Below are 20343 nucleotides of genomic sequence, written 5' to 3'. Positions count from 1 at the left end.
AACTCCTCGAAAATCCAAAATATTATTCTGAGGAGTTTTATTTCCTTTTGACAATGCTAAGTTAGTACGCTATCTAGAGGTTTTAAGCTGGAAGCGGGCGCTAGAATGGTTGCTGAAGCTTTGGGGACTGGAAACGCATCAAGAAAAGCGGGTACTAAATTCACTCATACACCTTCTCCTTACATACATGTGGTTACACAAGGGCAGTCTGCATCTTTGAAAATGATGAATAAAAACGTTGATGGCATGTCAAAACAATGGGTTATCAGAGGTGAAAATTATGAGCAAACTTTTAATACTGCAGAAGTCTCCCTTGCTGATTTACCTTATGGACAGTTTAGTGCACATTTCACCTTAAATGGTGAAAAAACAACCAGTAAAACCTTTACTGTCACTCATGATTTGGACTACAATGTTCCTGATTACGGTCCATTAGAAAATGAGCTATCAACTTCTAATACTATTACACTGTATCCTAACCCGGCAAATAAAATAGTAAATGTGAATCAAACAGACCTTGATAATAAGTTTTCAAAAGTTGAACTAATTGATCTTCAAGGCAGAATTGTAAAACAATATTTACAAGGTTTAGAAGGGAATTTCTCTTTAAATATTGATACTATCAAAAGTGGTTATTACATGGTTGTACTGTATAAAAATAATGGTCAGCCTGTAATGAAAAAGTTGATTATTCAGTAAGTAAAATCGCTTTCATAATAGAGCTATCAATGGTCTTTATACCAATCATTGATAGCTCTATTTATTTTGATTAGTAAAAGTGAAAATAACTTCTTCCCTTTTTCGTAATCTCCCAACGTTCCATACTATTGACAATAAGGTGATCCACATAAGCATTTTCTTTTAATGTATTCAGGCTATTTTTCACATCCTCCTCACATAGATCAGTATCTTGTATAATACCTTCCACTTTTCTTCTTTTTTGAGGCAACTTGTTTTTCATGGCTTCAAGTATCATCAATTCATTCCCAGTGATCTCTATTAAATCCTCTTTTTTAAACTCATTTGACTTTTCTTCATACCCTTCTGTTACAATTTCCTCCACTCCTTCTTCAATACTATTGATCTTATTTTTCAACTGTTCCATCAATACTTTATCACCAATAGAAGTAATAAATCTTCTAGCGAAAATACTAGCTATTAGACACAAGCCAATCAATTCTAAAAACTCTTCTGTAGTGGCAGTTTCAGGAACGAAATTGAAGGAAGTAAATTTTAAAAATAAGGGAATCATTAATGAGGCTCCTACTCCCAGAAATAGGCATTGTAACAAAGTCTGCTGTTTATCTTCTTGACTTGGAAACTCATGGAAGTAATTAATCACTCCTCCTATTAATCCTACTATGACTAATATCAAGATGGTATAAAAAAGACCTGAACCGAAGAAGAATTGCTGAAGAGCGGGGGTTTGACTGTGCATATTTTTAAGAGGTTTACTTTAACATTTTTGTTTAAGCACAATTTAATAAATGTATTACTTATTTTGGTAGAAGAATTTATGCAAAATTAATTATCAGCTGTTTTGGAGTTGGGACAAAAAATAAGGTGCTCAATGACAAAATCATCATTGATGAAGTTCTATCTTCTTATTACAAACAAAAAAGGGGAGTAAGAAAATCAATAAAAGTGATTAGTAATGTGGCATTATTATGTGTAAGAAATCGTTAGGCTCAAGTATAAAAAAACTGTCCTTGTCATTATTTTGACAAGGACAGTAGTCTTAACTATTTATCTAGGAACTGCGTAAATATCAAACGTTCCTTTCCATTTCAGCATTCCTTCAGGAGCAGTGATTGGCTCAACCTTTGCGTCAGAAGCGAAATCTTCAAAGTAAAATACATCGTAATCAAGATCGCTGATGACTTGGAAAAGTTCTTTTTTGTCTGCGTCTGAGTTTCTTTCAAAACTTTCTGCAATAAGAACAGGGCGTTGTTTTTTAATGAAATCAGAGATAGATTTTATAATTTCCTTGTCAAAACCTTCTGTATCTACTTTAATAAGTGAAATATCCAATTGAGGATACTCGCGCTCAAGATACCCTGAAAGGTTTACTCCCTTTACTTTATTTTCGTAAATATATTTTCCATGATCACTCTTCGTTGTTTTTGACAAACCTCCATTTGCAAAAGAGGCCTCTGAAGAAATAAAATAATACTCTTCATCCACATCAGAAATTGCTCTTAAAATAGGAACAATATTCGTCTTGTCTTTATTCAAACCAGCGTTTACCTCTAAGATATCATAAACATAAGGATTAGGATCGAACGCCAGTGTAGTACCTTTTGCACCTGCCGCTATCGCTAAAGGGATAGTGACATCACCTACGTTTGCTCCAATATCGATCACAGCATCACCTTCTTTTACGAATTGTCTGAAGAAATCTATATTTGCTTGTGTAATTTCATCCGTATATGCGTACAATGGATTCTGCCATACCGCAAATTCAATTACTCCATCTTTCGACAAATTAAACTCCTTAATTGTTGATGGATATTTTGCTGTAACTCTTCTAGCTTTCTTTCTTTTTAAGCTGTTTTTTATGTAATCTAACATGTTTTTGTTTTTAGTGATTTACGGTGTAATAGCTAATCTGCATATAATGATTGGTAGACCAAAGCCTAAAGTTTGGACTGAATTTGCATTAACCTCGTTCATCAATGTCTGCTACTTTACGGAATATCTTTTCTTCGGCTTTTTCAACTATAACAAAATGACCAATTTTGTACTTTTAAAAGACATCCTACGATTTTCCAGCGCCCAAATTAACAATTATCTTTTTTAACTCCAATAAAAAGAGAGGGTTGCATGAAGAATGAAAAGATTAGAGGCAGGGCGTTAACAAAAAAAGAATTTACTTTGGTACAAGCCCTTTTTTAAACCTGTAAAAAAGCTCCCAACAGCAAAAACACTGTTGAGAGCTCCATAAATAGTCCACAATATATATATATTACCACGTTTCGAAAACGATGTTTCTTGTTGCGAAAATCAGCGTATCAGTGGCTTCATAAACAATACTATCTCTTTGGAATGAGTAGGATAAGTAGAGTTCTTTTTTATCTGCTGACATGCTTGCTGATTTAGAATGGAAATTCTCTTCGTCTTCGGCTGTGATGAAAATTTCGTCTGCTTGTTGGTCAATTTCCATTTTGCCACTTAAATAACTGATACCGTTGGTTTCCACCATTTGACTTGTCTTTGTATTCAGTGTCCACGATTGGTTTTTCTCCAATGTTGGTTTAAAATAGATTCTTGTCCAAGTTGAATCCGTATTGAGGTTGATTGCTTTTGTTGCTCCTTTATGATACCATGTACCATCGAGGTGAGCAATGTATTTGAAAGCAATAATCGTATAGTCTTTTTCAGCGTGTACTTGATCTAATGAGGTGCTTGTGATTCTTACAGGCAATGCATAATTGGTGTAAGGCTCACTCATTGACGTTAATTTGTTCATATCAAAATTGACGGTGACATCACCTTGCATTTTTCCTTCTGGAATCACGATTTCTTCTGTATTATTTAAAGTGTAAACATCACTTGGCAACAATTTAAAGGGAGTGTTTTGAAGTAATTCTGAATCTACCTCAAACTTTGCCCACTCGTTTTGTTTATTTTCCCTTTTTCCTCCTAAAGCTACCCCCAGTTTGATATACTCGTACTCATCTACGATCAGTGTACGGATAGGATTTTGGAAAGAGAAATATACTGTTGTTGTATCAAAATCTTTTAAGTAATCATCGTAGCTACAGCTTGAAAAAAGTACTACGGCTAAAATATAATTTAAAATCTTCTTCATTTTTCTATCATTATTTAAGTGCTTACCAACCATCATTTTGTTCTAAACCTAATACCACTTGATTAAATGGAATCGGTCCAAAGCGTTGATATTCGCTGAAGTGTCTTTCCTCTACATTAGGGTAATCGTATTGGAATTCTCCTTCTTCATTTTTTGTAATTCTAACGCCTTTTATAGTTGTGCTCAATGGAGCGTTCCATCGTCTGATATCCCAGAAGCGATGCCCTTCAAAGCAAAGTTCTACTCTTCTTTCTCTATGTATTAATGCTCTGAATGCATCCTTTCCCATTGCCGCTACCTCGTCTACATATCTTGTATCTTTAATATTGGCTCTTCGTCTGATTTCAATAATTGCCTCTTTTGCACTCATCGATACCCCTCCGAAAGAAACGGGCACATCAGGACCTACCCACTCATTAATACTTTCTGCAAGGTTTAGGAAAACTTCCCCGTATCTGAAAATTGCGTAGTAATGCAGACCTACACTTGCATCAAGTTCTTCTGCAGAGGCTTTGGTAGAAATCCATTTTCTCAAATAATACCCCGTTCTAGTAGCATTCAAATGTTGTTCTTGGGTATCGAAACCTCCAATATACGTTTCGATCGTTCTGTTTTTAAACTCTGAGTTATTGTAAACAATAGCTCCTTTAAACCTACTAGAAACGTTATCATAAGGGTGCTGAGGATCATAATTGCTGTTAGGATGATCAATCGGATAGCCATCATTCCCGAAGAACGCTTCTGCCAAATTTTGTGATGGTGAAGTTCTTCCTTCTCCCTGTGAGGATGGAGGGAAATTTTGTTTGAAAAAGGTATTATTACGGTCAAATTTTCTCATAATAATCTCCTTGTGGTTATGGACATTGTAATAATTATCCAAGTTGTTCCAACTAATCCAAGGCAGAGAAGTGCGTGTTTTTGAGAGCATTACTAAGGATGCTTTTGCCACATCAGACCAATCTTTCACATTAAAAGCAGGGCTTGAAGCATACAATAACACTCTTGTTTTTAATGCCATAGCCACTATAGATGTTGCTCTACCAATGTGTGTTTGCCCAACTACGTGATCATTACCATCATATTCTTCCGGCAATAATTCAATTGCTTTATTACAATCTTCAAGAATAAAATCCACCACTTCTTCATAAGTAGCTCTTTTGATCGCATTACCATTCGTAATATCCCCTTCGATGGGTGATCTATAAATCGGCACCCCCATCATTTCTCCACCCACAGGACCTGCATAGGCTTGCAATAATCTCCAATAATACCACGCTCTCAGAAAACGAGCTTCACCATTCAGCCTTGTTTTTATTTCACTGTTCAATAGGTGATCTGAAAGGTAATATTTGGCATCTTGACCGTACTTGATCCACATATTGATGTACTCAATCTGCTTGTACCAATTATCCCAATGTCCGAGATTATTATTGTCACTTCTCCAACCTCCTGTACCGTTCTGATACAATAAGCTTCCATAGTCATTCGTCGTGGCGTTGTCTGTAGCACAGTCCATCAAGCTGTGATTTTCCCACCCGAAATTTGTAGGCATTGCTTCGTAGGCATTTAATAATACCCCTTCAGCATAAGTTGGGTTTGTCCATACATTTTCATCTGATACAGAACCATCAAAATTGGTTTCCAAATAGCGGTTGCAAGAACAGATTAACAAGCCCAATAGTATGTAGTGTATATTTTTCTTCATCTCATTCTCGATTTAGATAGTCAAATGGATTCCAATAACGTACGATTTCAGTAGAGGGAAATTGGTATAGCCAGAATTGATATTTGAAGGATCAACATTCTTCAGTTTCGACCATGTGAAAAGGTTATTACCTCTAGCGTAGATTTTGAAATTATGTACTACATTTTTAGTCCATTTTCTGACCGGAACACGATACGTCAATTGCAGGTTATCCAAACGGATATAATCACCACTCTCTACCCAATAGTCTGTAGATTGATAGTTATTAGCCACCTCTTTGGTCGTCAGTCTTGGATGAGTACCATTTGGATTGGACTCCGACCAACGGTTTAAGGCGTAATCAGTATATTTCTCTTCTCCGTAATTCCAGAAGTAAGTATTATTCAACAGCACTTCTCTTCCGATAACTCCCGAAAACTGAGCAAATAATTCAAAATGTTTGTAATTCAATTTGATATGGCTGTTTACGATAAAATCAGGAAAAGTATCTCCAATAATTGTCTTATCTGCCTTTGTAATTACACCGTCACCATTATTGTCCACAAACTTAATATCTCCTGGACGAAGTGTACCGAAGTTTTGTGAAGAGTGGTTATTGATTTCATCATACGACTGGAATAAACCATTCGAAGCATAACCGTAAATCGCATTAACAGGCTTGCCTACTCTGTTTTGGTACTGTTCATTGTAATCTAAGAAGTTGCCATCTAGTACTTTTGATTGCGTATACATCCCTCCAACTCCGATTCTATACCTCAGTCGATTGATTTTGTTTTTATAATCAAGTGATAATTCTACCCCTTCATTCTTTACTTGTCCGTAGTTTTCGTACTTCGTAAATGTCTGTCCATTGATTACTTTATTCGATACTTGTTCAGGAATATCATATCTGTAAGTATGGAAGTAATGTGCGTAGAAACTAAAGTTATTTCTAATTCTGCCCTCAATACCTACATTCAATTCTTCTTGTTTTTCCCAGATCAAATGTTCACTGCCTGTATGCTGTAGATCTGTTGTTTTAAGGGTAGTGTTATTATTATTACCTAAGTAAACATTACCCGACTGTTTCCAAACATTGTCATGCCATCTATGATTAAGGAAAGAACGGTCTGTAGACATTAAGCCATAGTTTGCTTTTAACTTTAAGTAATCAAAAATGCCTTGTTGCATAAAATCTTCTTCAGAAATCACCCAACCTACACTACCAACATAATTCAACTGATGAGGTTGATTATTTAATCTATTTGTACCATAGTTGCTTATGATTCCCTCCACGATGTACCTCTTATTGAAAGTATAAGAAGCTAAAAGGGAAGTCGTCATATTTTGTGGTTCTTGTATAGACGATTTGATTTCCTGACGGTAAAAACTGTACATTCCTTGTAAATAAACATGATGTTTCGAATTGAAAGTTCTATCATACTTCAATCTGCCATACATTGCATAAGTTCTCATCACATCGTCAGAAGTCTTGCTTTGTGAGCCTAATTCTGTTTTTCTACTCTTTCTCACCCAGCTTGACAAAGTATCTGCTCTGTAAATAGGAAAATAGGAATTGTAATTGGCTTTCTGACCGTATGTAACGCTATTGTAAGTATCTATCCCAACATTGACATCTGCTGATAAACCTTCGGTAATTCTCTTTAAATTAAAGTCCAATCCCATATTGGTCTGCCCCATGATTCTTTGCTCCTTCTCAAATCCCCTTTCCGTCACTTCAGCATAAATATTTCTATTGACCAATCTTGATACTCCAAAGCCAGCCGCATTATCACCCAAAGTATTTTCTGGGAATAACAACGGATACTCATGAGGTCTGTGTGATGATAGCAAGCCAAAGAAATCACGACCTGTCAGGGTACTGCTATTGATGATTTCGGTTCTTGCAGAAATGTTCGCATTCAACGTAATGATACTATTCATTCTTGCCTTCAGATTGGCTCTGATATTAAATCTGTCCAATCCATTCTCAGGACCTTTCGCTACCATGCCTTCTTGTCTTTGATACCCCATATTCACCGCATACTTACTATTTCTAGTAGCACCTGTAAGAGATACATACGCTTTTTGATAAGAGGTTTGATCTTTTAGAAGAAGGTTAGAAAAATCATTATTAGGGTATTTCATTAGGTCATTACCCGATTTGAATCCTTCCAAATCTGCATCAGTATAGAAAGGTGATAAACCATCATTTCTTCTCGCTTCATTGTAAAGCAATGCCGAATTATAACTATCTAAATAATGATGAGAAGTGGTAGGCGTTTGAACACCTTGTTCGTAACCAACATCAATTTTTCTTTTTACAGCCTCTCCTTTTTTCGTTGTAATCCAGATGACTCCATTAATCGCCGATGGACCTGCTAGTATTTTTGCTCTGATGTCTTTAAGGTATTCAATCGACTCAATTTCTTCGATATTGATTTGATAAATACTTCTCTCAAAACCATCCACAAACACCACCGGAGCATTGTCACCTGTAGTACTCAATCCTCTAATCGTCATATTAGAAAGATCCCAACCTGGATTGCTTGTCAATTGTTCTACCAACACACTTGGATCAGTACCTGTGATGGCTGTTCCAACATTCAGTCCGTAAGTGTGGCTTAAATATTTATCATCGATCTTTGATGAAAAAGAGGTAGACTCTTCTCTTCTTTGAATCTGAAAACCGCCTTCCAATGCAATTTTCTCATAATACAACTGCAATGGTCTCATAAAAAAAGCTTTCTTCTTTTCTGAAGTTTTCAGCTTGTAATCCTGAGGTTTCATTCCTTCTGCCTCAATCAATACAGCATCTCCTTCTAGACCAGTAATCACTACCTGACCATCACTATCTGTATAAAAAACATCTTCTGATCCATCCAATAAAGGAACTGTCAATACAGCACCTCTGATTGGGAAGTGTCTTTCATCTACTACTCTACATTTTACTTCTACAAAATCTTTGTTTTGAGAAAAACCAACAGAGGAAATAAGTAATAACAACATTACCCCTATTGTTTCAATATAAGATCTGTATGTATGAATTCTATTTTTCATTTTCTTTCAGATTTACCAACCAGGGTTTTGTTTAAATTTATCACTCATAAAAATCACATCTCTTGGCCAAGGATACCAATAGTGTTTTTCTTCAAAAACCCTTGTTGTACCTACTACATCAATGATTTCATATCTCTCATCGCCCGTTTCATTGTTACGAGTGACTTTCATTCCTTTAATCTGTTTGTTTTCTGAAAGATGAGCGATATGCCATCTTCTCATATCCCACCACCTTTGAAATTCTCCATTTAGTTCTACACTTCTTTCGTTCCAGATTCTTTTTCTGAAAGTAACTTTATCTTGAGTATACATTGAGTTTACAGGAGGCATTCCTACTCTTTCTCTTACCATATTAATCGCCGCAATTGCTGTCAGTTCACTTCCTTCAGCAGTACCAGTTGGACCATAAGCTTCATTTACAGCCTCTGCATAATCCAAGTAAGCCTGTGTCAGTCTCATATAATTCCAGTTCATAAAGTAACTACCATCTTGTTGCCAAGGGTTTGCTGTTTCTGGCCAGAATTTTCTCATATAGTAACCTGTCACAAGGTCTGAACCTGCTCCAGTGATATCGATACCATTTTGATTAGGATTTCCTGCTTCATCATAAGAGAAGTCCAAAATTCTTGGAGCACCATTCACATCAATACCGTGTTGCTGACCGTGATGTAATACAGAATATTCTAGTCTTGGGTCTCTGTTTTTATAAGGATTTTGAGGATCATATTCCGGATCGTCATTAATGTCCAATCCGTTGATCGTCTCAAATGAACGTACCAAATTGTGCGTCGCTAAAGTGTATCTGTTATTACTCAAACCAAATGAACGAGGAATGTACAATTGCTTTAATGTACTTCCATATCCAATAAATCCACTCTGGATATAAGGGAAAATACATTCGGTAGAGGCTACGTTATCTCTGCTGTAAAATATCTCTGCATAGTCTTTAAAGCTTTTACCATCAACCAACACAAAACCAGCATTTTGTGCCATTTTGATAGTATTAGCAATTTCCTCTGCCGCTACTTTACATTTATCTTCATGATATTGATTCCCGTATCCGTTGGCAATATTCATCGTTGGGCTTGCATCATAAAGCAACGCCATTCCTTTTAAGAATTGAGCCATTGTACTTGTTGCTCTACCGTAGTGAATACCCGAACGGTTTGCAGCCAATAATTCAACAGCCTCATCACAGTCCTTGATGATTCTCTGCGTTGTTTCTTCATAAGAAAGACGCTCAAAATCAAGATCTTCATCTACTTCATACACTCTATCGATATAGTGCATACCACCGTATCTTTTGATTAATTCAAAATGATAGAATGCTCTTAGGAAAAAAGCTTGACCTCTTAGGTCTTTTCTTTGTCCTTCAGATAACACTGTTGATGCAATTTCTGTCTCTTGGATGATCTTATTCGCTACTCTCAAAGCCGTCATGGCATTATAGAAAGTAGAAGCCTCACCGTAGCCATTTCCTTTAGCCCAACCTACTTCAAACGCTCCAGCGGAGTTATCGTAGTTACCCGTATTGACATACTGTGCATAGTCTTGCCATGCAGTATTACTTGGGCATTGGAATTGGTCAGAAACCGTACTTATTGCTGTATTTTGCTTGTATAAGTGATAGTTAAACAAGCCTTTGTACCCATAATCCAAATAGGCTCTAAAGTCATTGTAATTAGAGAAGATCTCTTCGTCTGTCACTATTGATCCTTCTACACCCTCAAGGTATTGTTCGCATGAGGCAAATAATGAAGAGAGTACAATCAATATATATAGTCTTATCTTCATAATTTTAGAATTTTATCGTTAAACCAGTATTGTAACTTCTAATCAGCGGATAAGAGGAAAGCGTTGCGGCCTCAGGGTCAAACCTCGGGTCCATTTCTGTGAAAGTGAACAGGTTGTTTCCTCCCACATAAATCGTCACGCTTCCAATACCTGTATTTCTTTTCAAGCTTTTACTCTTGATCATATAGCTTAGTTCTACCCTTTTCAAACGGAAGTAATTCGCATTTTGGAATTGGTAATCACTATACTGCTGATTGTGCAAACGAGTCGTATTGTTTGATCTTAAAATCGGTACATCAGTATTTCTGTTAGAAGGAGTCCATGCTTGCTCATTATGAGGATTCGCCTGCTCGTAATCAGCACTTGTAAACTCAAACAGCAAGGCATCTGGCACTGATTTTTGAACACCATTTACACCCGTAAATAAGCTACTGAACTGCAATCCTTTCCATGTAAATCCTAATTGGAATGAGTACGTAAACATTGGGTAGTCTTGATAAGCGGCAACCACTTTATCCAAATCATTGATCACGCCATCACCATTGTAATCCACATATTTCAAATCGCCTGGAATACGACTTTCCTGTCCCCATACTGAACCCGGAGAATTATAGACATCATCCCAATCTTGATAAATACCGTCTGTTTTTAAGGTATAGTCAGAACCAATTGGCTTGCCGGCATCTTTCAAATAATCAGGTGTTTTCTTTGGATCATCTCTGAAAACTACTCTGTTTTCTGCATAACTGGCAATTGCTCTTGCATTAATATTAAAGTCTTTACTGATGTTTTTACTCCATCCTAAAGTCGCTTCAAAACCTTGTGATTTTGTTTCTCCAATATTTTCATAAGGATTCTCCAAACCGAACCAAGGATGAATTGTTTTTCTTTCCATCAAGATGCTCGAACGGTGCTCGTTGAACAAATCGACAACTAAAGAGAAGTGAGATAAGAGCTCTAGTTCAAAACCAATATTGGCTTTTACGGCTCTTTCCCAAGTTGCATTAGGGTTTGCAGCTCTTCCTTCTTTGTTGGTATAGTATTTTGAAGGTGGATTACCAAAGTAAATATTACCGCCACTTTCATAAGTTTGTAAATAAGTCCAGCGGTTTACGCCTTTATCATATCCTACTTCACCATAAGAACCTCTGATTTTAAAGCGATCTACAACATCATATAAACGAGAGTCTCTGAAGAATTTTTCATTGGAAACAATCCAACCACCTGCGAATGAAGGGAAGAAACCAAATCGTAAGCCTGGAGCAAACTTCTCTGACCCATTGTAGGCTCCGTTCATTTCTATAAAATAGCGTTGGTTATAATCATAAGTTACTCTACCAATCCAGCTTTCCTCAAAAGATGGCCAATTCACTCTGGAAATATTCTGACTTCTCATAAATAATCCCATGGCAGTAACCGTATGTTTGTTAAACTGACGATTGTAACGAATAGCCGCTTCGTAATATAAATTTCTCTTATAAGCTCCTAACGATTCATTTCCTATAGTCACCGGTCCTTCTACAAAGTTATCAGAAGGAAAACGTAGCGTATCTGTAGGTGTATATAAGTAAGAAGGAACGTTGAATCCTGTATTTCTTCCTGTCTTGTTGGAGATGTTTTGCTTATAATCAAACGCTGTATTGTATGATAACTTACCAGTTAATGATAATCCTTTCGTTACAAAATCAAGCTCCTGTTTCAACTGTATATCAGAAGCTTGAACATTTTTTCTATTTCTATGTGCTCCACTGTAATTCAACAATAAGTAAGGGTTTGAACCGCCACCGTCATGACCGATGTTGCCATCTGAATAACGGATAGGGAAAACATAGGTTGGAGCTTTGTAATAGATGAGTTTAAAGAAATCTGATTTCGCCCAATCATCATCACTACTACTTCCGTATCCTGCTTGATTTTTGAAAGACAAGCTACCCGCTAAACCGATTTTGATTTTAGTAGTTTTGGTTACTTTGACATTAAAATTCGTTCTGTAGTTGTAGCGTTCATAATTAAAACTTGGATCATAATAAGGATTTGGTTCCGTTTTAAAAATATCACCATCATTAGCATAACCTAACGACACGAAGTAATTGATTCTTTGGCTACCACCACTTACATTCAAATTGTAATTGGAAGTAATACCGTAATCCTTCACCAACTCATCGTACCAATCTACTTCAGGATATAAATCAGGATTTACGTTGTTTCTCCAATTATTAATATCTTGCTCTGAGTAATAGGCATTTGGATCAAAAACTCCGTCATTTTTCAAGGCTTGATTTTTCATTTCCATTACAGAAACTCTGTCCGCCATATAAAAATTAGAAACAGGCTGTTTAAATGAGAAATTGGTTGAGAAAGAGAATTTTGGTTTTCCTTCCTCTCCTTGTTTTGTGGTAATCAAGATTACGCCATTGGCACCTTTTGCACCAAAAACGGCTGTAGCTGAGGCATCTTTTAATACTGAAATACTTTCAATTTCATTAGGATCAATATCTTCATAATCCCTTTCAATACCATCCACTAAAAATAAGGGAGAGTTGTCTACCCATGACGCTTTACCACGGATAAAAATATCGGCAGCACTTTCACCGGGTTGACCTGTAGTCTGAATGGCAGAAAGACCTGACACTAAACCAACTAATGAATTGGTCAAACTTACGGATCCTCTCGTTTTTAAAAGCTCTTCACCTGCCGTTTGAACAATGGCGCCTACTACACTTTCTTTTTTCTGAGTATCATAACCAATCACAACCACCTCGTCCATTTGAGTTACATTGGGTTTGAGGGAAATAGAGATTTGTGATCCGGTTGAAATAGTTATTTCTTTTGATTGATAGCCCAAATATCTCACTACTAAAACTTTTGTAGTAATGGGCATCATGATTTTAAATTTGCCATCAAAATCAGTGGTGGTTCCAATATTGGTTCCCTCCACAATGACGCTGGCACCGATTAAAGTTTCACCGGTGATATCATCTTTCACAACACCTTCAATTATTGCCTCTTCCTGTGCTAATGCGTTATAACCAAATATTCCATTGAGTAACAGTAAAGCGATAATGTATTTTAGTAGTGTGAACAGACGAAATGTATTTTTTGTTAGTAAAAATTCTTTCATTTCATTTATAATTCTTAAGTCAGATATGGACATTAAGGGACAACAATGATGTCGGTTTGTTGATCAGTATGGGTTCTAATCTTTATCAGATATTTACCGGAGGATAAGTTTTTGAGGTCGATTACTCTGTGCATTCTTGGTTCGGATGACGACGCTAGTAACCGACCATCAAAATTGACAACTTGAAATGTATATTCTCCTATCAGATCAACAGTGTATTTTTTATCATCAAGTCTTATTAGTCTTTTTTTTTTCTTCTTTTTGCCTTGCTTTAAAGAAGTAACTTGATCACGTTTGTTGGATTCCTCTACGAAGGATTGAAGCACCTTTTTATTGAATACTCTTGCTGAATCTGTGGCGGATGAAGTGAATTTGAAAAAGTGACTTCCTACATAAAGAATTTCTCCTTTTCCTAGCGGTTGCAATCCCATAGCAATAGTACCATCAGGCCATTTTGCAAGCGGAGTTAAACCTTCTGTCTGTGTGATTGCAATTTTATCAAACTTAGGAATCACTGAATCATTGGTTTTTAACTCACCATAATCCTGTTCCATTTTCAACCTCGCTTTGTTATTTCCTTTTTTCAGGTATTTAAAACCTAAACCTAAATAACTGTCCAATCGAGTATTGCCTTTGTTTGTTACTTCTTTTTGATTATTGAAATAATAGTTCCCAAATCTTCCAGCAATCAATACATTCAGCCCTTCATTTTTAATCTGTTTTTTCAATGCACCTGCCACTTTTTTGTTGGTCATTGGCATAGAAGGCACTAATAATGGAAGTGATTTATCATATTCACCATGAATCAACTGCTTTTCAGTAATTACATTCACAGGTAAATCGCTGTCCATATTGGTTAAATTGAATGCCGATACATACATATCAAAATTGAATTCTTCTGATAAGTACGCATAGATTTTATTCATTTGAGGCCAAAGGAAATTTACTTTAGCTTCTGGAATCGGTGTTTCTAAAATTGTTTTTTCCTCTCCTGTCACTTCATGTTTCAAATAGTCTTGAAGTTCATAGAATGCATCCTTCTTTTTTCTGTTTCTATCCAAAATACCATAGTGCTCAATGCCGTATTCTTCACCACCTTTTTCAGCTTGCCCATTATAAGTAAAGTAAACAAAACCAGTACAACCTAATTTAAAAGCCTCACCTAGCATTGCACTCAATTCTTCTTCTGTAGCATTACCACTTTTGGTACTGAACTCCCCTAACCAAACGGGCTTTGTGTTTCGGAACATCGAGCGGATAAAATTGACCGAAGCACCTACTTTGTAAGCATTTTTTCCATAAGGATACACGTTGATACCAATGATGTCAGCATAAGCATAATTGATTTCAGGGTCCAATGCCACATTGGCTCCATATTTACCAGACCATTTCCACATCATATTTTGAATGTACAAATGCTCTTTGTCTATCTTTTTACACTCTGCTATTAAGCCACCAATAAACTCTGCCTTAGCGACACAGTTCCATAAATTCCAATCTCCAAATTGTTTTCTATGCTCATCTGGCATTTGATTCCAGTCTGAATTCGGCACCTCTCTGTAAGGCTCCACTTTCCCAAAAGAACCGAAGTTGGTATGCCAAGCGGTATTCAATTGTTCAATAGATTCATATCTTCCTCTCAACCAATTTTTAAAGCCTTCTCTGCTGTGCTTATTGTAGTCCAGCCATTGCTCTTTATCCGCAAAATGTGGCTCTGTATACACAGAATAGGCAATGATCGATTGACGGTCTTTCAAGTGAGCCACCGTATTTCTTACATAATTGTAATAATGCTTTTTAAAAGGCGCTGACGAAAATGATAAACGGTCGTATTGGTTTTTACCGTTCACATCTTTCACCAACAGTTCTTTGGAAGTATATTTTTGTTCAAACCAAACAGGCTTCCAAGCATGTGCCGATTGATTGAGCTGAAGTACAATGGACAGGTCATTTTCTTCAATCAGATCTAGTAATTGATCTAATTTTTCGAAGGTAAAAACACCCTCTTTGGCTTCAATATGATCCCAGGCTATATTCAAGCGAATGCCATTTAAGCCCAGTTTCTTAATGTTCTTGATATCTTCTTCCCAATGTCCTTCATTCCAATGGTCCAAGCCCCAATATTGAATCCCTTTAAAGAGAACAGGCTCACCATTTCTAAGTACCACAGGTTTCTCACCAATATGACCTACAGTAGTTGGTAAGACTTGTGCCAGTAATGAATTAGAAATCAGTAAGGTGATAAGTAATAAAAAAATCTTCATTTCATTAAAGTTAGATCTGTAGGGTTAGCCTGATTTTATCATCTGACTAACCCAACTTTTATTATTTTGTGTGCTTCTTTCCGCCTTTTCCCTTGCCTTTACCTTTTCCTTTCCCTCCTTTTTTCTTCTTCTTCATATTTGAAAAGTCGCCAGGTTTTTTCAGTTCGTCTACCGTTGCTTTTAAGAAGTCGTACTGCTTTTTCTCTTTTTCAGATAACGCAGTCACGTCCAGTTTTTTCTTTTCCTTAGGGTCTTTCTTATAGTTAAAGAATTCACCTGTAGAATAGTATTTGTATTTTGTGTTAAATGCATACTGTTTAACTGGATAGGTCTTCTTTCCGAAGTAACTATTGAAAACAAATTGACGTACTTCTTTTGGTTCTTTCCCTAACAGTTGATCATGAAAACTGATACCATGTAATTCTGTATCCGGCATTTTTGCTCCTGTCAAATCTAAAAGTGTAGGATAGAAATCTGTAAGATCAATCAGGTTTTCATTCACATGAGGCTTCACATAACCTGGGCAATTGGCTACGAAAGGAACATGAGTACCATGGTAGATGGTCTTTCCTTTTCCCCCTTTGATCTGTTGTCCCTGCCAGTTGGTCACTACTTTTGATGAAGTACCATTGTCGCCGATCAACATGATCACTGTATTTTCTCTTAGCTTATTTTTCTCTAAGTTCTTTACAATCTGACCAATCATTTTATCCATATATTCCACATTGCTTTGGAAGTATTTCGGATCGTTTAGTGACAAGTCTTTCAATGTATCGTACTCTGCCATACCTGGTACGGGCTGGAAAGGATCGTGTGTCAACATCATTGTATAATACACGAAGAAGGGCTTTTTCTTATTTTTCTTAACGAAGTCATTCACAAAACCATTGATGACATCTGGTCCGTAAATATTATCATTCGGTATCGACTTGCCATTTTTTGTCAAAACTGCATTTTTGAATCTTGGCAATCCTTTCTGTTTGATGTTCCAAAGGCAATACTCATCAAAACCAAAGTGATATGGATCTTGTAAAGCATCTTCTGTATCTCTTGTATAACTCAATTGCCACTTACCAGCAATCGCTGTTGCATAACCTTCTGCTTTGATGGCGTTGGCAAATGTTTTTACATGCTGTGGAAGGTAACCGAATTGCTCATAATTATGAGAATTGTATTTTCCTGACATGATTTTTACTCTCGTAGGAGTACAAATTGGCGTAGAGTGAGCATTCTCAAATTTAATCCCCGTTTCTGCCAATTTATCAATGTTAGGCGTCTTATAATCATCCGTACCGTAACAGCCCACTGCTTCCGCACCGATGTCATCAATGAGGATCAAGATGACATTTTTCTTATCTTGAGCATAGCTATTTAAACCTATAATTAAGAGGGTAATAGCGATGAATATTTTGTGTAAGTTCTTCATTGTCGTGTTATTTAGTCTCTTTCATTTCAGGTTGAAACTTGTTGGCCTTCAATTTTTTATTGAAAGACTTCATTCTGTTGATGTACTTATTGTACAACTCTTCCTTGCTTGATTTAATGTTTTTTGATTCACTTGGGTCGTTTGCAAGGTCAAAAACAGAAGCGCCCAACTCTTTAGAAAATACTTTTAATTTACCAGACTCTGCATTTATTACTACTTTCTCTGGATGCGAACTTCTATATTTATGAGGCTTATGAACTTTGAAATCACCTTTTCTGTAGGCTTCCACATTTTTACCTTGGAAGTAGAAAAATTCATTTCTTGGCGACTTCGCTCCTTCTTTCAATGTTTGTAAAATATTTACACCATCAATTTTATAATCGGGTAAATCAGCACCAATCATCGATGCAATTGTAGGGTAAATATCAATTTGTGAAACCATTTCATCGATTTGCTGTGATTTCACTGTGCCAGGCATGTAAAAAATTCCTGGGACTCTATGACCACCTTCAAAAGTAGTTCCTTTGCCTTCTCTAAAAATACCTGCATTTCCTGCATGATCCCCTTGCTTCAAAGATGGACCATTGTCAGATGAAACGATGATCAGCGTGTTATCTTCTATACCTTGCTCTTTCACCGCTTTAAGAACTTGACTTACAGACCAGTCAATTTCCATAATTACATCACCGTATAAACCATTCTTAGATTTTCCTTTGTGTTTGTCAGATACAGCTAATGGCGTATGCGGCATGTTGTGAGCCAAATATAAGAAAAATGGTTCATCTTTCTTAGCTTTTATATATTCGACTGCTTTTTCAGTATAACGAGTGGTCAATTGAGCAGGATCAGGATTCATTTCTAAGATTTTTTCATTTTCATAGAAAGGTAATTCACCATTGATTTTTAAGTCATGTGAATGCGGTAATCCATAAAACATATCAAAGCCATGATTTAATGGAAGGTATTCATCATGAAAACCTAAGTGCCATTTCCCAACTAGTGCTGTTGCATACCCATTGTCTTTCAATAATTCAGCTAAAGTTGTCAACTCGTAATTCAAGCCTTTAGGTGTATTCAAATATACTCTTGGCACACCCGCTCTTGGAGGATACATCCCTGTCAATAGTGATGCTCTTGAAGGTGAACAGATGTTCGATCCTGCATAGAGATTGGTCATCTTTGTACCTTGCTCCGCCATTTTATCCATGGTCGGCGTCTCGTTCAGCGAGCCATCGTAACAACTCAAATCTGCATATCCCATATCATCCATATAGATAATGATGACATTGGGTTTTTGTTTATTTTGAGCTTGCATTGAGAGGTTGAGTCCCAACAGCAAGCTTGATAATATGATTAAGTGCTTTAATTTCATTTCAATTATGATTGTTGTGTGCTGTTAATTACAATTTCTTTCAATCTGAAGTCGTTTGCTGGATTAATATCATTGCTTACTCTGACCTTCACTTTATATTTTCCTTTTTTAAGGTGAATTTTCCCCATTTTCATATCGCCCCAGGTAAATTCGTGTACCTCAGTACGCTCCTCTCTATCAGGACTTTCAATCTGCTGTGTTTTGAAGGCTTGTTGAATTTGTTTTGTAATGATCTTGTCTCCTACTTCAATCATCAATTTAAACCCAACAAACGCTTCAGAACAGCTATATAACATATCAAAGTTATAGTCGCCATCTTCCACTACTTTGATATCCCATTGAATGACACCTTTCTTATTTTTGAAGTTCTTCACCCAGTCATTTGACCACCCTTTCCCTTCATATCTTACTTTATTTCTAGTCGTTCCGTCGACAGCGGCTAACACCGTTTTTGGAGCTTCTTTATGTCCAACTTGAATTTTCTCTGCCAAAGGTTCTTTTCCTCCATTGGTCATATCCATAAACCAGTTATGATAATCAGCAGTCATTTCTTTTACTACTTCTGGCTTCGATTTACTTAAGTCATTCAGTTGAGAAGGATCAATGTTCATATTGTAGAGTGTAGTATCGTTTTCCTTACTCATCACCAATCTGTATTGCTCATTTCTCACTGCTCCTGCAGGTGCTTCTTCAAAATGCCAAGGCTGATTGTGCGTATAAATGATTCTATCCTCCCAGTTTTTATCTTTTCCTTTCATCAAAGGCACAAGACTTTTACCATGAATTTCTAAAGTATCTGGCACTGAAATGCTACAAAGTTCTGCAAGTGTAGGGAAAATATCAATATGCGCTGTCAATTGTTCTACTTTTTCTTTCTTCATACCAGGTGCTTTGATAAAGAGAGGAACTCTTACGCCACCTTCATGAACTGTGGCTTTTTTACCTCTCATCTCCGCATTGTAACGCTCTCCATTAGGGCCGTTATCAGTAGTATAAATGAAGATTGTATTTTCATATAATCCTAAATCTTTCAGCTTTGCGATCAAACGACCCACGTTATCATCAATATTTTCACACATACCGTAAACAGCTGCCGTTCTTTCATCCAACCCCATTTTCTCGTACTTACTGTAATACTCATCTCCTACTTGGAATGGAGCGTGCGGTGCGTTGTAAGGGATAAAACAAAAGAAGTTTTCGTCTTTATTTTTCTCAATAAATTGAATTGCTCTATCTGTCAATACATCTGTGATATAGCCTTCTGTTTTTTCATACTCTCCTTTTTCATTTTCTAATTCAGTATCAAAATAGTTGTTCCAGTGACCTGAACAGAAACCAAAAAATGTATCAAAACCTTGTCCTACTGGATTATGAGGATAAGTAGATCCATTGTGCCACTTTCCAAATAAACCTGTCTGGTAGTTATTACTTTTAAATAATTCAGCCAATGTCACTTCATCAGCATTCATTACTTCCTTACGTCTTGTTACCCAGTTTACACCAGTAGCCAAATTGTATCTACCAGTTAATAAACTTGCTCTTGTCGGGGCACAAACTGCATTTACCAAAAAGTGATCTAAAGTTACATTTTCCTTTGCAAATTGATCAATGTTAGGTGTAGAAATATGAGGGTTTCCTGTTACTCCTAAGTCACCATAACCCTGATCATCTGTAAGGATCATTACGACATTTGGTTTTTGCTGACCAAAGGCGGTCAAACCAAAGAGTAAAAAGATATATATAAGATTAAGAACTTTCATTTCGATAGAATTTGTAAAAGGATAGGTAGTAAAGTAGTCACACACACTACC

The 20343-nt window shown here is 36.5% G+C and carries 12 protein-coding genes; 1 reads left to right on the top strand and 11 read right to left on the bottom strand.

Features of this window, described 5'->3' with window-relative positions:
* Positions 1 to 105 precede the first annotated feature (105 nt).
* Positions 106 to 699: a T9SS type A sorting domain-containing protein gene (locus HHU12_RS23885; RefSeq protein ID WP_169659255.1), complete on the top strand. Its 594-nt coding sequence runs from the start codon at positions 106 to 108 to the stop codon at positions 697 to 699.
* Positions 700 to 769: 70 nt separating this feature from the next.
* On the opposite strand, the gene HHU12_RS23880 is transcribed toward HHU12_RS23885, so the two are convergent.
* From HHU12_RS23880 to HHU12_RS23830, 11 genes are all read right to left on the bottom strand, one after another.
* Entirely contained in the window at positions 770 to 1438 is a 669-nt protein-coding gene (locus tag HHU12_RS23880; protein ID WP_169659254.1) for a YEATS-associated helix-containing protein, read from the bottom strand.
* 308 nt (positions 1439 to 1746) lie between these two features.
* Positions 1747 to 2571 (bottom strand): FkbM family methyltransferase, encoded by an 825-nt coding sequence (locus HHU12_RS23875; protein WP_169659253.1) that lies wholly within the window; start codon positions 2569 to 2571, stop codon positions 1747 to 1749.
* A gap of 394 nt (positions 2572 to 2965) precedes the next feature.
* Positions 2966 to 3811, bottom strand: coding sequence for a DUF1735 domain-containing protein (locus HHU12_RS23870; protein ID WP_169659252.1), 846 nt, complete (start codon positions 3809 to 3811; stop codon positions 2966 to 2968).
* Between the two features lie 22 nt (positions 3812 to 3833).
* Entirely contained in the window at positions 3834 to 5516 is a 1683-nt protein-coding gene (locus HHU12_RS23865; RefSeq protein WP_169659251.1) for a RagB/SusD family nutrient uptake outer membrane protein, read from the bottom strand.
* A 12-nt stretch (positions 5517 to 5528) separates the two neighbouring features.
* Entirely contained in the window at positions 5529 to 8555 is a 3027-nt protein-coding gene (locus HHU12_RS23860; RefSeq protein WP_169659250.1) for a SusC/RagA family TonB-linked outer membrane protein, read from the bottom strand.
* A 12-nt stretch (positions 8556 to 8567) separates the two neighbouring features.
* A complete protein-coding gene (locus HHU12_RS23855) occupies positions 8568 to 10349 on the bottom strand; it encodes a RagB/SusD family nutrient uptake outer membrane protein (RefSeq protein ID WP_169659249.1) in 1782 nt (593 codons plus the stop codon).
* Positions 10350 to 10353: 4 nt separating this feature from the next.
* The gene (locus tag HHU12_RS23850; RefSeq protein ID WP_169659248.1) at positions 10354 to 13470 is read right to left on the bottom strand and encodes a SusC/RagA family TonB-linked outer membrane protein; all 3117 of its coding nucleotides are present in this window, start codon (positions 13468 to 13470) and stop codon (positions 10354 to 10356) included.
* Positions 13471 to 13502: 32 nt separating this feature from the next.
* Positions 13503 to 15734 (bottom strand): beta-galactosidase, encoded by a 2232-nt coding sequence (locus HHU12_RS23845; protein WP_169659247.1) that lies wholly within the window; start codon positions 15732 to 15734, stop codon positions 13503 to 13505.
* A gap of 61 nt (positions 15735 to 15795) precedes the next feature.
* Complete coding sequence (locus HHU12_RS23840) at positions 15796 to 17160, bottom strand: sulfatase-like hydrolase/transferase (RefSeq protein WP_169659246.1); 1365 nt, start codon at positions 17158 to 17160, stop codon at positions 15796 to 15798.
* 7 nt (positions 17161 to 17167) lie between these two features.
* Positions 17168 to 18532 carry a sulfatase family protein gene (locus HHU12_RS23835; protein ID WP_169659245.1) on the bottom strand — a complete coding sequence of 455 codons (1365 nt, stop codon included), beginning with the start codon at positions 18530 to 18532 and terminating at the stop codon, positions 17168 to 17170.
* A 5-nt stretch (positions 18533 to 18537) separates the two neighbouring features.
* Entirely contained in the window at positions 18538 to 20292 is a 1755-nt protein-coding gene (locus HHU12_RS23830; protein ID WP_169659244.1) for an arylsulfatase, read from the bottom strand.
* Positions 20293 to 20343 lie beyond the last annotated feature (51 nt).

It is taken from the genome of Flammeovirga aprica JL-4 (assembly GCF_012844305.1).
Lineage (GTDB): Bacteria > Bacteroidota > Bacteroidia > Cytophagales > Flammeovirgaceae > Flammeovirga > Flammeovirga aprica.
The sequence above is the reverse complement of the archived record's forward strand: the minus strand, read 5'-3'. Positions and strand labels throughout refer to the sequence as shown.

What these genes read in the sequence shown, in the direction of transcription:
- HHU12_RS23885 (WP_169659255.1), top strand. Translation starts at nt 106, where the DNA reads ATGGTTGCTGAAGCTTTGGGGACTGGAAACGCATCAAGAAAAGCGGGT.
- HHU12_RS23880 (WP_169659254.1), bottom strand. Translation starts at nt 1,438, where the DNA reads ATGCACAGTCAAACCCCCGCTCTTCAGCAATTCTTCTTCGGTTCAGGT.
- HHU12_RS23875 (WP_169659253.1), bottom strand. Translation starts at nt 2,571, where the DNA reads ATGTTAGATTACATAAAAAACAGCTTAAAAAGAAAGAAAGCTAGAAGA.
- HHU12_RS23870 (WP_169659252.1), bottom strand. Translation starts at nt 3,811, where the DNA reads ATGAAGAAGATTTTAAATTATATTTTAGCCGTAGTACTTTTTTCAAGC.
- HHU12_RS23865 (WP_169659251.1), bottom strand. Translation starts at nt 5,516, where the DNA reads ATGAAGAAAAATATACACTACATACTATTGGGCTTGTTAATCTGTTCT.
- HHU12_RS23860 (WP_169659250.1), bottom strand. Translation starts at nt 8,555, where the DNA reads ATGAAAAATAGAATTCATACATACAGATCTTATATTGAAACAATAGGG.
- HHU12_RS23855 (WP_169659249.1), bottom strand. Translation starts at nt 10,349, where the DNA reads ATGAAGATAAGACTATATATATTGATTGTACTCTCTTCATTATTTGCC.
- HHU12_RS23850 (WP_169659248.1), bottom strand. Translation starts at nt 13,470, where the DNA reads ATGAAAGAATTTTTACTAACAAAAAATACATTTCGTCTGTTCACACTA.
- HHU12_RS23845 (WP_169659247.1), bottom strand. Translation starts at nt 15,734, where the DNA reads ATGAAGATTTTTTTATTACTTATCACCTTACTGATTTCTAATTCATTA.
- HHU12_RS23840 (WP_169659246.1), bottom strand. Translation starts at nt 17,160, where the DNA reads ATGAAGAACTTACACAAAATATTCATCGCTATTACCCTCTTAATTATA.
- HHU12_RS23835 (WP_169659245.1), bottom strand. Translation starts at nt 18,532, where the DNA reads ATGAAATTAAAGCACTTAATCATATTATCAAGCTTGCTGTTGGGACTC.
- HHU12_RS23830 (WP_169659244.1), bottom strand. Translation starts at nt 20,292, where the DNA reads ATGAAAGTTCTTAATCTTATATATATCTTTTTACTCTTTGGTTTGACC.